This is a genomic window from Flavobacterium flavigenum (assembly GCF_027111255.2).
GTDB classification, from domain to species: Bacteria; Bacteroidota; Bacteroidia; order Flavobacteriales; family Flavobacteriaceae; genus Flavobacterium; species Flavobacterium flavigenum.
This window is the reverse complement of sequence record NZ_CP114285.2, coordinates 1298073-1311265: the sequence shown is the minus strand read 5'-3', so window position 1 is coordinate 1311265 and position 13193 is coordinate 1298073. Positions and strand designations below refer to the sequence as shown.

At 35.5% G+C, this 13193-nt stretch carries 7 protein-coding genes and 2 tRNA genes; 3 read left to right on the top strand and 6 right to left on the bottom strand.

Annotated features, from left to right (window positions below):
• Positions 1 to 246 precede the first annotated feature (246 nt).
• Positions 247 to 1128: a DUF808 domain-containing protein gene (locus OZP09_RS04780; RefSeq protein ID WP_269236787.1), complete on the top strand. Its 882-nt coding sequence runs from the start codon at positions 247 to 249 to the stop codon at positions 1126 to 1128.
• Positions 1129 to 1183: 55 nt separating this feature from the next.
• Here OZP09_RS04780 and pheT read toward each other — a convergent pair whose 3' ends face one another.
• The 6 genes from pheT to OZP09_RS04750 form a co-directional block, all read right to left on the bottom strand.
• On the bottom strand, positions 1184 to 3604 hold the full coding sequence (gene pheT / locus OZP09_RS04775; protein WP_269236786.1) for a phenylalanine--tRNA ligase subunit beta: 2421 nt from the start codon (positions 3602 to 3604) through the stop codon (positions 1184 to 1186).
• Between the two features lie 162 nt (positions 3605 to 3766).
• Complete coding sequence (locus OZP09_RS04770) at positions 3767 to 4630, bottom strand: bestrophin family protein (RefSeq protein ID WP_269236785.1); 864 nt, start codon at positions 4628 to 4630, stop codon at positions 3767 to 3769.
• Between the two features lie 26 nt (positions 4631 to 4656).
• Positions 4657 to 5967 (bottom strand): TolC family protein, encoded by a 1311-nt coding sequence (locus OZP09_RS04765; protein ID WP_269236784.1) that lies wholly within the window; start codon positions 5965 to 5967, stop codon positions 4657 to 4659.
• 57 nt (positions 5968 to 6024) lie between these two features.
• Entirely contained in the window at positions 6025 to 9123 is a 3099-nt protein-coding gene (locus tag OZP09_RS04760; RefSeq protein ID WP_281310385.1) for an efflux RND transporter permease subunit, read from the bottom strand.
• Positions 9124 to 9224: 101 nt separating this feature from the next.
• Positions 9225 to 10283: an efflux RND transporter periplasmic adaptor subunit gene (locus OZP09_RS04755; RefSeq protein WP_269236782.1), complete on the bottom strand. Its 1059-nt coding sequence runs from the start codon at positions 10281 to 10283 to the stop codon at positions 9225 to 9227.
• A 420-nt stretch (positions 10284 to 10703) separates the two neighbouring features.
• Complete coding sequence (locus tag OZP09_RS04750; RefSeq protein ID WP_281310384.1) at positions 10704 to 12500, bottom strand: ABC transporter ATP-binding protein; 1797 nt, start codon at positions 12498 to 12500, stop codon at positions 10704 to 10706.
• Between the two features lie 265 nt (positions 12501 to 12765).
• Between OZP09_RS04750 and OZP09_RS04745 the strand changes: the two genes are divergently transcribed.
• Together OZP09_RS04745 and OZP09_RS04740 are read left to right on the top strand one after the other, a co-directional pair.
• Positions 12766 to 12843 (top strand) — tRNA-Val (locus OZP09_RS04745).
• Between the two features lie 79 nt (positions 12844 to 12922).
• A tRNA-Tyr gene (locus OZP09_RS04740) sits at positions 12923 to 13003 on the top strand.
• Positions 13004 to 13193 lie beyond the last annotated feature (190 nt).

Here is a 13193-nt window from a genome sequence, read left to right as displayed (position 1 = left end):
ACACTATTAATCGTCAAATTTACACTAACATTAAAATAGATTATTATGAACAATATATTTAGAGGGTTGCTAGCCGGTTACGGGGCAAAAAAATTAGGAGGAGGGTGCTTTGGTACTATAATAGTTTTTATAATTCTTTGGTTTTTGTTGGGTCAGTGCAGTTAAAATTAAATCCCGAATTCTTTAAAATGATTTAGGATAAAAGTAGTAGATTCGCACCACTAACATTAAAAAAAGCAAAATATAATGGCATCAGGTTTTTTCGTACTATTAGACGATATAGCAGCAATTATGGACGACGTTGCTGTAATGAGTAAGGTTGCAGCAAAGAAAACAGCAGGAATTTTAGGGGATGATTTAGCGGTAAATGCCGAGAAAGCTTCAGGATTTGCTTCATCCAGAGAGCTTCCGGTACTGTGGGCAATTAGCAAAGGATCTTTGCTTAATAAAGTAATTATTCTTCCAATAGCGTTTTTATTGAGTGCTTTTATGCCAGATGCTATTATTGTAATTTTAGTTTTGGGTGGATTATTCCTGGCTTACGAAGGAGCCGAAAAAATATATGAATTTGTGTTTCCTCATGCGCATGAAGAGTCAGAAGGAATAACTGAAAATACTTATACTGAAGAACAAATTCTTGAGATGGAAAAAGGAAAAGTAAAATCAGCCATTATTACTGATTTTATATTGTCTGTAGAAATTGTAATTATCGCTTTGGGAACTGTAATCGGAAAGCCAATTATTCAGCAAATCATTGTAACGTCAATAATTGCCTTAGTTGCTACTATTGGAGTTTATGGAATTGTAGCTCTTATTGTGAGGATGGATGAAGCAGGATATAAGCTTATTAAGTTTAGTAAAAACGAAAAAAGTATTTCAAAATTTATTGGTAATATACTTGTAAAAGCACTTCCGTTAGTTATCAAAGCTTTAACGGTTATTGGTACAATTGCGTTATTATTAGTGGCTGGAGGAATCTTTGTACATTATATTCCATATTTTCATCATTTGGCAGAAGGTATTAAGCTTCCTTCTATAGTAAAAGAATTTGTAACGGGTCTTGTTTTAGGCTGTGTTGTTTTGGTAATCGTAAATTTGTTTAAAAAGATTTTCAAAAAGAAACATTAACAGCAAGTCATAAAAAAAACACCAGCAATTCATAATGCTGGTGTTTTTTTATAACTTATCTTAAACTTGCTCCTAGCTCAGTTTCAAAAGTCTGCTGTAATTTAGACATGATTTTATCGATCTGGCTATCGGTAAGTGTTTTGGTGCTGTCCTGAATTGTGAAACTCAAAGCATATGATTTTTTGCCTTCAGGAAGGTTTTTACCTTCATAAACATCGAATAAATTCACATCTTTTAAAAGTGCCTTTTCCGTTTGTTTAGCCAGTGTATAAATACTTTCATAAGTTGTGCTTTGGTCAATTAGTAATGCCAAATCCCTGCGTACTTCCGGATATTTAGGGATATCTGAATATTTAATTTTTCCTGTGATTATTTTCAGTACCAAATCCCAGTTAAAATCAGCATAATAAACATCCTGTTTGATTCCAAAATGTTTTAAAATTGATTTTTTAACTACTCCAATCTCTACTAAAACTTCATTGTTATAAACTTTTGAAGTTCCTTCAGAAAACACATCTGATTTTGATGGGACATTTGAAATTTTATCTATTCCTAAACGATTTAAAATGCCGGTAACATATCCTTTTAGTAAAAAGAAATCAGTAGTTTTTTGCGGATTTGTCCAGCTCTCCTTATTTCTGTTACCCGAAATTAACAAACTTAAATGTTTGTGTTCTTCGTATCCATTAAGGTATTTATGGTACGTTTTTCCGAATTCGAATAATTTCAAATCAGAATTTCTTCTGTTGATATTATATGAAATCGCTTCCAAACCTGAAAATAATAGCGACTGACGCATGGTTGATAAATCACTGCTCAACGGATTCAGCATCGTAACATTATATTCTTCTTTCAGGTCAGCAGATAATTTTGCGTAATCAGCCGTAGTCAATGAATTTGCCATCATTTCATGAAACCCCTGAGAGTTCAATTGTGATGCAATTATATTTTGTACTTTGTAGTCTTCTGTTCTTGGGGAATTGGCTACTGTAGCATTAAATTTCTTAGAAAAATCAATATTATTGTATCCGTAAACCCTTAAAATTTCTTCAATCACATCTATTTCTCGCTGAACATCTACGCGATATGCGGGAATAGTTAATCCCAAACCAGATTCAGAAACACTATTCACTTTAATATCTAAAGAAACTAATATTTTCTTGATGGTGTCTTTTGGGATTTCCTGCCCGATGATTTTATAAACATGGCTGAAATTTAATAAAACAGAAAAATCTTCTACTTTTTTAGGATATACTTCTATTATATCAGATGTAACTTTTCCGCCTGCCACTTCCTGGATTAAAAGTGCCGCACGTTTTAATGCGTATTCTGTGATAGTTGGATCAATTCCTCTTTCAAATCTAAAAGAAGCATCGGTATTTAACTGATGCCTTTTGGCGGTTTTACGCACACTTACGGCATCAAAATAAGCACTTTCTAAAAATATAGAAGTAGTTACTTCAGAAACACCTGATTTTTTCCCGCCGAAAACACCTGCAATGCAAAGTGGCCCTTTTTCATCACAAATCATAAGGTCTTCCTTGTGTAAGGTTCTTTCAACATCATCTAAAGTGACAAATTTAGTACCTTCAGGAAGTGTTTTTACAATTATTTTTCCGTTGATTTTTGCAGCATCAAACGCATGCAATGGCTGTCCTAATTCGTGTAAAACATAATTGGTAACGTCTACAATATTATTTTTTGGAGTTAATCCAATAGCTTTTAAACGATCTTTAAGCCATGCCGGTGATTCTTCTACAGTAATGCCTGAAATGGTAACGCCACAATATCTTGGTGCAAGGGTAGGCTCTTCTACGCTTACATCAATTTTTAAAGTACGCATGTCAACCCTGAAATTGCTAACAGAAGGAGTAATCAATTCTACATTTATTCCGCGCTGCAACATTCCGGCTCTTAAATCACGTGCCGTTCCAAAATGACTCATGGCATCTGCACGATTTGGAGTTAACCCGATTTCGAAAACTTCATCATTTGCTATTTTGAAAACTTCAGCAGCAGGAGTTCCCGGAATTAGTTTTTCATCCAGCACCATAATGCCATCATGACCTGTTCCGAGACCTAATTCATCTTCAGCACAAATCATTCCGTGGCTTTCCTGTCCGCGAATTTTACCTTTTTTAATGGTAAATTCTCCTCCTTCTTTATCATATAAAACTGTTCCAATAGTAGCTACAGGCACTTTTTGACCTGCCGCAACATTTGAAGCACCACAAACTACCTGAATAGGATTCTCTAAACCAATATCTAAACTAGTAACTTTTAATCGGTCCGCATCAGGATGTTTTTCGCAAGTAAGTACATGTCCTACAACAACTCCTTCTAAGCCTCCTTTTACTGATTGGTATTTTTCGACCACTTCAACTTCCAGACCTAAATCTGTAAGTAATTCTGAAGTTTGCTCTGATGTCCAGTCTGTTTTAATAAATTGTTTTAACCAGTTGTAAGATATTTTCATTTTGATTTCAGTATTCTTGATAAGTGTACAAATATAAGGATTGATTGCTGGAGTTGGAAACTATTTTTTTGTTTTTTATAGCATGTAATTCTTCCGAAAGAATATAGTTTTCGGTTTAAATGAAATGGATTAATAGAAATTAAAATCAAATAAATACAATTTCTAAATCAATTCCTCAACATGTTTTTTGATGTTTTCGGATATCTTTTTTATAGGCAAATCGTTTTCATCATCTCCAAACGGATCTTCGATTTCTTCGGCAATTAATTCTAAACTTGCCAGAACATAAAATACAAAAACAACGACTGGAGCTACAAAGTAACCCAGGCTTACAGAATATCCAAAAGGAAGCGTCATCGTATAAAAGAAAATGAATTTTTTGATAAATGCACTGTAAGAATACGGAATAGGAGTGTTTTTTATTCGTTCACAGGCACCGCAGATATCAGTAAAAGATCTTAATTCTTCGTTTAAAATAATGAGCTGGTCTCCGGTGATTTTTTTTGTATCATACAAATCATTAATTTTTTGATATATGATTTTTTTTAACTGATTGGGTTTGTGTTTATGGTGATCGATTTCTAAATCAACATCTTCAAAAAGCTGTTTACTTGTGTCATCATCTTTTAAATGGATCTGAAGAATATGGGCATACATTGGAATAAATTTCCTGAAAAAGCTTCTGTCGGTTTCATCTTTTAAAATGGCAGACAGCTTGATGGCGAGATTACGGCTGTTATTGACAAGGCTGCCCCATAATTTTCTTCCTTCCCACCAACGGTCATAAGCGGTATTTGTCCTGAAAACAAGCAGTAACGAGATGACAAAACCCAGCATGCCGTGCATGATATTGATATTGTGTATGTAATCGTTTTTCCCGATTTTAAAATACTGAACTTCAAGATAACCAACGGCCGCACTATAAATTCCAATCACAATCATGACAGAAAACAATTTTCTTATGGTGTCAGATTTGTGAAAACGAAAAATAAAAGTTACCCAGTCCTTTGTATTGTATGAAATCATTTAAATGCTTTTCGAACAAAATTAAACTAAAAACTAATATTTCCGGCTAATTCTTTTAATGCAATTTCAGATAATTTTGCCTGATATTGAGCGTTGCTGTTACGAACTTTTGCATTCACATAATTCAATTGAGCTGTTCTGAATTCTAATGTTGTAATTGTTCCAATCCTGAATTTATCCAGCGTAATTGAAAGATTTTGTTTTGCTATTTCTTCATTATCATCTTCCAGTCCAATAAGTTCGATGTTGGTTAAATAGGTCTGGAAGGCAGTACTTAATTGTGTATTCAGGATCATATTTTGCTGTTCGATAGCAATTTGAGAATTTTCGATTTGCAATTTTGCCACTTTTTCATTTCTATGCTGATTAAAACCATCGAAAATGTTGAGCGTAGCATTAAAACCATAATTTAATCCTCTGGAAGAAGCTTCACTTGTAAAACCTAAACTGGATTGACTTTCTGCAAAATTATATCCGGTGGTTAAGTTAATCACAGGATATCGGTCTGCTTTTACCTGTTTCAATTCCAATTCTGCAATTCGTTTATTGATTATTTGAGCTTCTAATGCAGGATTTTGTTTTTGTGCCAAATCCAACAAATCAGCAAAAATTAATTTATCATCAACGGTAAGCTGGTCTGTGACTTTGAAATCAATTTTTGGATCACGGGCTAAATATTGATTAAGTAAAATTTTTGAATTGATATACGATTCTTTTTGGCGTAACAAAGCTACCTGGTCTGAATTCAAATCAACCTGTGCATTCAAAACTTCCAATTTTGATGCTTTACCAATTGTAAAACGGTTTTTTGCCAGTTCTAATCTTTGGTTTGAAATAACAATGGTGGTGTCTAAAGCAGCTAGCTGCTGTTGCTGTTGTACCAGGTCATAATAAGCTGAATTAACCTGTGAAATTTTTAGTAAAATTGTTCTTTTTAACTCAGCATCGCCTAGTTTTTGAAGTTCCTTTAATTGATCCAGCCTGGCGAACATTTTCATTCCATCGAAAACCGTCCAGCCAAGGCTTACCCCGTAGTTTAAGCTGTTGTTTTTGGCATTGTCCAAAGCTGTTGTCGTTCCGTCCTGACGTGTTTGAGAGGAGTTGGTGATACTGTTGTTGTCTGTAATCGAAGCGGTAGCGGTTGGGAGCATTCCTGCATTTCCAATTGTTACATTCGTTTCAGATATTTTTGAATTGTTTTTGGCAATTTTAATTTCAAAATTATTTTCTAAAGCTATTTTCATGGCCTCTTCAATAGTCAGGACTTCCTGCGCATTGGTTTTGCCAATACATAATAAGAGGATTATTAAAATGCGATATAAATTTCTATTATTCATGTTTATTTTCTTTTACTGAAATCATGAATTCTAAAATTTAAAATTCATGATTTAGTGCTATTTTATACTTTCTTTTTCGTATTCGTCAATATGATCAAACTCAGGATAATGTTTTCTGGCTTTTGACCACATCAGATAAATAGCCGGAATAACAAAAAGGGTTAATGCCAAAGAGAAAATAGTTCCTCCCACAATAACAACTCCCATACCGATTCTGCTGGTAGAAGCTGCTCCTAGTGACATTGCGATTGGTAATGCTCCTAAGGCAATAGCCAGACTCGTCATTAAAATAGGTCTTAAACGTGCTTCTGAAGCTTCAAGAATCGCTTCTAATTTTGGTTTTCCCTGTTCACGCAGCTGATTAGCAAATTCTACTATCAAAATACCGTTTTTAGTTACAAGTCCAATAAGCATTACGGTCCCAATCTGGCTGAAAATATTCCAGGTCTGATTGAACAGCCATAAAGAGAATAAAGCACCTGCGACCGCCATTGGTACGGTCAGGATGATAATTAACGGATCTATAAAACTTTCAAACTGAGCAGCAAGAATAAGGAAAATCAACAATAATGCTAATCCAAATGCGAATGAGGTATTGGAGCTACTTTCTACAAAATCGCGTGATTCCCCACTTAAATCAGTGGTGAAACTCTGGTCTAAAACTTTTGCTTTAATCCGGTCCATTTCCTCAATACCATCACTGATGCTTTTTCCTGGTGCCAGACCAGCAGAAACCGTTGCCGACATGTAGCGGTTATTGTGGTACAATTGAGGCGGATTACTCTGCTCTTCAATTTTTACAACATTATCCATCTGAATCAATTCACCGTTTTTGTTTTTTACGAAAATTGAAGTTAAATCAAGCGGTTTCGAACGGTCTTCCTGATTAAACTGGCCAATTACCTGATACTGTTTTCCGTTCTTGATGAAATATCCAAAACGTTGTCCGCTCAGCGAAAGCTGTAGGGTCTGTGCAATATCCATTATAGAAATCCCTAAACTCTCGGCTTTTTCACGATCGATACTTACATTGATTTCCGGTTTGTTGAATTTTAAATTGACATCGCTAATAGAGAACACGTCGCTTTTGCCCACTTCCTCCATAAAAACAGGGATTTTTTCTCTTAATTTCTCGAAAGTCGAAGCCTGAATAATATACTGAATAGGCAATCCTCCACGTCTGTTCACAGCAATTGTGGGCTGTTGGATAACAGATGTTTTGGCATCCGGATATTGTTTAGTCCATTTGGTTAATTTATCGGCGATATCTTTTTGCGAACGAACTCTTTCATCGGGCTGTTTTAAAGAAAGCCTGATAAAGCCACTGTTTACAGATGAAGAACCAAATCCTGGAGAAGTAATAACTAAGCTTACTTTTTTCTCCGGAATAGAATCGTCTACCAATTTTGAAATCTCCTGCATAAAACGATCGGTATATTCATAAGAAGATCCTTCAGGAGTTGTCATACGCATAACGACAGAACTACGGTCGTCTAAGGGTGCTGTTTCTTTTGGGAGTATGGTAAAAAAGAGGTAAATAATTCCAAAACAAACAATCAGAATCGGGAAACTGATCCATTTTCGATCCATAAATTTAGAAAGACTTTCTGCGTAAGTGCTGTTCATTTTTTCGAAAAAAGGCTCCGTCTTCATGTAGAATTTGGATTTTTTCTGTTCACCGCCTTTCATCAGATAAGCATTCAGCATTGGTGTCAAAGTCAGGGATACAAAAGCAGAAATCAAAACAGCGGAACCAATCACAACCCCGAATTCCCTAAAAAGGCGTCCTACGAAACCTTCCAGGAAAATTACTGGTAAAAATACAGCTGCCAGCGTTACGGATATCGAAATTACAGCATAGAAAATTTCGTTAGAACCTTTTATAGCTGCTTCAATAGGGGACATTCCTTCTTCGACTTTTTTGAAGATATTTTCTGTCACCACGATTCCGTCATCTACCACAAGTCCTGTAGCTAAAACAATAGCCAAAAGGGTTAATACGTTTATGGAAAACCCAAGCATCCACATAATGAAAAATGTGGCAATTAAGGAAACAGGAATATCAATCAAAGGTCTGAACGCAATTGCCCAGTCCCTGAAAAACAGATAAATAATTATGATTACTAACAGAATAGAAATCCCTAAAGTCTCAGCAACTTCCAATACTGATTTCTTTACAAACAACGTATTATCAAGCGCAATATTAAGTTTGATATCCTTTGGTAAATCTTTTTTTAGCGCTTCATATTTTTTATAAAATTCGGATGAGATATCTAAATAATTTGCTCCCGGCATCGGAACAATTGCCAGACCAATCATTGGAAGTCCGGAAGAAGTTAATGAAGTTTCGATATTTTCTGGTCCTAATTCTGCACCTCCTACATCGCTAAGACGAATAATTTTATCACCATCTGTACGAATGATAATGTTGTTGAATTCTTCCGGTTTAGAAAGATTTCCTATTGTTTTTACGGTAAGTTCAGTATTGTTTCCGGTCAGTTTTCCTGAAGGCAGTTCAACATTTTGTGCATTTAAGGCATTACGAACATCAGCTACTGTACATTTGTAGGCCGTTAATTTTACAGGGTCAATCCATAAACGCATGGCGTAACGTTTTTGACCCCAAATCTGAACACCACTCACTCCCGGAATAGTTTCTAAACGCTGCGAAATAACATTCTCGGCATAATCACTTAATTCTAATGAGCTTCTGGTATCACTCTGAACCGTCATCGAAATAATAGATTCACTGTCGGCATCTGCCTTAGAAACAACCGGAGGTGCATCAATGTCCTGCGGTAAATTTCGAACAGCCTGTGAAACCTTGTCACGAACATCATTTGCTGCTTCTTCAAGGTTTTTATCTAAGTTGAATTCGATAGTAATATTACTGCTCCCCTGATTACTGGATGATGTTATATTTCTGATTCCATCAATCGCATTTACAGCTTTTTCAAGAGGTTCCGTAATTTGTGATTCAATAATATCAGAATTGGCTCCTGTATAATTGGTTCTGATAGAAACCTGCGCCGGGTCAATCGAAGGAAATTCACGGACACCCAGAAAAGTGTAACCAATAAAACCGAATAAAATAATCAAAAGATTCAGTACAATGGTTAAAACAGGTCTCTTTATACTTGTAGTTGATAAACTCATTTTGTTGAATTATAAATTGTTAGTTATGAATTATGAGTTAGTATACCTGAAATAATAATTTGAATTTCAAAGCATAAAACTCCAGACTCGTAACTTAAAAACTATTTTACTTTAACCTTTATAGGTGCTTCATCTTTTAAAGACATTACGCCACTTGTTATTAAAGTATCGCCTGCTTTTAATCCGGATAAAATTAAAACAGAAGCGTCTGTTCTGGTGGCTGCTTCTACCTTAACTTCTTTAGCTTTGCCCATGTTGGCGATGTACACTTTTTTACCATCCTGTATCGGAACAATAGCTTGTGAAGGTATTAGGATCGCATCTTTAATGATGTTCAAAGGAAGTTTTACATCTGCAAATGTTCCCGGAAAAAGTTTGCCGTCGGTATTTTCAGCAATCGCACGGATTTTCAAAGTACGTGTTGCGACTTCTACTTCCGGTTCAATTGCGTATATTTTTGCCTTATAGGTTTTGTCAGATCCAGAAACCGAAAAGTCAATAACTGATCCCGAAGTTACCTGAGCAGCATATTTCTCCGGGATGGAGAATGTAATTTTTAATTTCCCAGTGTTTACCAGTTTGGCTACCAAAACAGTTGGCGTAATGTAAGTTCCCGGTGAAATAGAACGCAAACCGATTTTTCCTGAAAAAGGGGCTTTTACAGAGGTTTTGGCAATCTGTGCACTTATCAATTGAGTCTGTGCTTTCGCGGAAGCGTAGTCCGCATTGGAAACATCAAACTCTTCCTGACTTATAGCTTCTTTTTGCAATAATAATTTAGCTCTTCTTTGATTTTCGCCTGCCAGACCTTCTTTTGTCTGAGCCTGTCTTAACTGAGCTCTCAATTCAATATCATTTACCTTAAAAAGTACCTGTCCTTTCTTTACATTACTTCCTTCGCTAAAATAAATTCCTTCCACAATTCCGGAAATTTCACTGTGAATCTCAACCTGTTCATTGGCTTCAATAGATCCTGATAACGATAAATTATTATCAAAAACCGAAGTTTTTACCACAATTCCGTTTACACTTGTAGGTCTGTCCTTATCACCGAATTTCTTAGATTCTTCGTTTTTCTTTTTGTTGGATATGACGCGGTACGTGATAAAACCTCCGAGTACTATAATGATAAGGGCGTAAATTAGGTGTTTTAGTTTCATGAAAATTGAAGTAAATGGATTTTATGTCTTGAATTGGTGTTACAAATTTAGTTTTTTGATGTGAATACAAAAGGGCTTAATGGTTATTTAACAATTGTATGTACAAGTGTTTTTAAGGCTATTTTGCTTCGGTTTTTCTAATCCTAATAAACTTAGACATTGGTTTTGAAAAAAGGTTTAATTCAAAATGTTTTTTTTATAATTTTCAGGAGCTTATCCTGCTCTCCACTATATCTGTTGTTGCGAACCCCGCAACAACAGGATGCCGTTACGATCAGGGCTAGGGCTTTTGGGATTAAAGAGATTTATTTCCCTGACAGCTTTTTAATTATTGGGATATTTGATTTTGTATACCTGCAAAAAAAATGCAATAAAACGTTATTGTCTTATTGCATTTAAAGTATTGATTTTCAAAACTTGTTAAGAATTGCTAAACTGTAGATTGCTCAGGTTTTTATAAATACCGTTTTCAAGGTTGATAAGCTCCTGATGCGTTCCTTCTTCGGTGATTCTTCCATTATCCAAAACTAAAATTTTATCAGCGTTTCTAATGGTTGAAAGACGGTGTGCAATGATAATGCTGGTTCTTCCTTCCATCAAAACTTCTAGTGCTTCCTGAACCAGTTTTTCACTTTCGCTGTCTAAAGAAGATGTAGCTTCGTCCAGAATTAAAATACTAGGATTTTTTAATAAGGCCCTTGCAATTGCGATACGCTGACGCTGGCCTCCTGATAGTTTTACGCCACGTTCCCCAACCAGTGTTTCAAATTTTTCAGGAAAGCTTTCTACGAAATTCAATGCATTAGCCTGTTTTGCTGCCAGCATTATTTCTTCATCAGAGGCATCTGGTTTTCCGTAGGCGATATTTTCCCTGATGGTTCCGCCAAATAAAATCACATCCTGAGGAACAATACTCATATTCCCGCGAAGATTTTCTAAATCGTAGTCGTAAATGCTTTTTCCATCAACAAGAATTTCTCCTGAAGTAATATCGTAAAAACGCAATAATAATGAAGAAATAGTCGATTTTCCAGCACCACTCGGACCAACAAGAGCAATCTTCTGACCGAAATCAGCATTGAAATTTACGTCTTTCAATACCTCAACTTCTTTTCTGGACGGATAACTAAAAGCTACATTTTTAAAAGCTACGTTTCCTTTTATTTTTTCTATAACTGAAGCTGAAGCTTTCGGATTTGCATTGATTGGTTCCGGAGTTTCTTCGAGTAATTCGAAAACACGTTCTGTAGCGCCAACTGCTTTTTGAATCTGGGCATACATTTCGGCTATTCCTCCAAAAGAAGCGCCAATGAATGTGGTATAGAGTACAAACGAAATCAGATCACCAACGCCTTCAACTTCGCCTTTTATTGTTAAGGTAATTCCGTACCAGACAACGGCAACGACACATCCAAAAAGGCATAAAATGATAAAAGAAGCAAAATAACCTCTGTACTGACCGCCTTTGATGGCTATTTTTACAATTTCTTTGATTTTGTTTTTATAACGCTGAATTTCGTACCATTCGTTGGCGAACGCTTTTACATTGCTGATTCCCTGCAATGTTTCTTCAACAATTACCTGGCTTTCGGCTACTTTATCCTGTGTTTTTTTTCCGTATTTACGAATAAATCTTCCAAAGATAACAGCAGCAACAGCTACAATAGGAACGATGGCAAGCATCATCAAAGTCAATTTCGGACTTATATTACCTAAAATTATAAATCCGCCGATAATTAAAATAAACTGACGTAAAAATTCTGCAATTGTTGTGCTAAAAGTATCCTGTAACTGCGAAATGTCTGCGCTGATCCGGCTGTTCAGTTCCCCCACACGTTTTTGTGAATAAAACGACATCGGGAGTTTGATTAAATTCTCATACAATGCAAAACGAATGTTCGACAATGAATTCTCTGTAAAATTAACGAAAAGAGAAATTCTGAAAAACGAGAAAACTGCCTGGAGCATTAAGATTACCAATAGCGCAACTGCAATTTCGTTGGCCCGGCTAAGGTTTTTATTCGTAACACAGTCTACCAGCATTCCCATTAACTTAGGAAAGGCGAGGGCAGTGGCGCTGGTTAAGAGTAAAAAAACTAAACCAAGGAAAAATTTCCATTTGTGGTTTTTAGCGTATTTAAAAATTCGGATTGCTTTTTGAAGGGAGTTTGCGTCTAATTTAGCTTTCGGTAAATCATTTTCCTGGTATCTTGCCATTTGAATATACAATTAAGGTATGCAAATGTATGACTATAGCGAGTGAATACAAAAGGAATAATTAAAATTAGCTTTATAGATTTTTTATTTTAACTAAATGCATAAGAATACTTCAGTTTTATTTGTTTTTAATAAGCTGAAAAATAGCTTTCTAAAAGTGCGGGAAAATTTTCTTTTACATTTTTTGCCAAAAAGGCTTGCAATTACAAATTCTAGGTGTATATTTGCACTCGCAATCACGAAATGATAGCAGCCTAGTAAAATAGGGCGATTAGCTCAGCTGGTTCAGAGCACCTCGTTTACACCGAGGGGGTCGGGGGTTCGAACCCCTCATCGCCCACCAAGAAACTCCTTAAGAAATTAAGGAGTTTTTTTATACGATTTTCAGAGTGTTGAAAGATTGTAGATTCACAATCAAATTTGGGGAGATACTCAAGCGGCCAACGAGGGCAGACTGTAAATCTGCTGTGTGAACTTCGCAGGTTCGAATCCTGCTCTCCCCACAAAATACTAAAAACTCCAAAGTCTTGCGATTTTGGAGTTTTTTTATTCCCTAAACTTATGGTTTTTATTGTTTATGGATTACGATTTTCTCAGATTATCTATTCTTTTTTTACTTAATCCTCCACTTTCAATTAATTCATTTAGATAGTACTTCAATCAGGATTTGTAAGATAAATAACTATAGAATTT

Coding starts and splice junctions, on each gene's coding strand:
- OZP09_RS04750 (WP_281310384.1), bottom strand. CDS start 12,500: ATGGCAAGATACCAGGAAAATGATTTACCGAAAGCTAAATTAGACGCA.
- OZP09_RS04760 (WP_281310385.1), bottom strand. CDS start 9,123: ATGAGTTTATCAACTACAAGTATAAAGAGACCTGTTTTAACCATTGTA.
- OZP09_RS04755 (WP_269236782.1), bottom strand. CDS start 10,283: ATGAAACTAAAACACCTAATTTACGCCCTTATCATTATAGTACTCGGA.
- OZP09_RS04780 (WP_269236787.1), top strand. CDS start 247: ATGGCATCAGGTTTTTTCGTACTATTAGACGATATAGCAGCAATTATG.
- OZP09_RS04765 (WP_269236784.1), bottom strand. CDS start 5,967: ATGAATAATAGAAATTTATATCGCATTTTAATAATCCTCTTATTATGT.
- OZP09_RS04770 (WP_269236785.1), bottom strand. CDS start 4,630: ATGATTTCATACAATACAAAGGACTGGGTAACTTTTATTTTTCGTTTT.
- pheT (WP_269236786.1), bottom strand. CDS start 3,604: ATGAAAATATCTTACAACTGGTTAAAACAATTTATTAAAACAGACTGG.